A 386-nucleotide genomic window follows, 5' to 3' on the forward strand; every position below is an offset into this window, starting at 1 on the left:
GCCGCTGACCGCGCACTTCCTGGGCGGCTGCCCGATCAGCGAGGACGCCGAACACGGCGTCATCGACCCCTACCACCGCCTCCACGGCCACCCCGGCATCTCCGTCGTCGACGGCTCCGCCGTCTCCGCCAACCTCGGCGTCAACCCCTCCCTCACCATCACCGCCCAAGCCGAACGCGCCATGTCCCACTGGCCCAACAACGGCGACCCCGACCCCCGCCCCACCCCCGGCACCCCCTACCAACGCCTCACCCCCACACCACCCCACCACCCCGCCGTCCCCCCACACGCCTACGGCGCCCTCCACCTCCCCACCCTCCCCATCCCGAAGGTCCCACCCCGACACCCCTGACCCCCACCACCACCGCCCCACCCCGTGCCCACCC

The 386-nt window shown here is 74.1% G+C and carries 1 protein-coding gene; it reads left to right on the forward strand.

Annotated elements, in window-relative coordinates; all coding sequences use genetic code 11:
- Nucleotides 1-352, forward strand: a 352-nt coding sequence (locus E0L36_RS26890; RefSeq protein WP_180931941.1) for a GMC oxidoreductase, incomplete at its 5' end; no start/stop codon positions are given.
- Between the last annotated feature and the right edge of the window lie 34 nt (nt 353-386).

The organism is Streptomyces sp. AJS327 (genome assembly GCF_013450295.1).
Classification (GTDB): Bacteria; Actinomycetota; Actinomycetes; order Streptomycetales; family Streptomycetaceae; genus Streptomyces.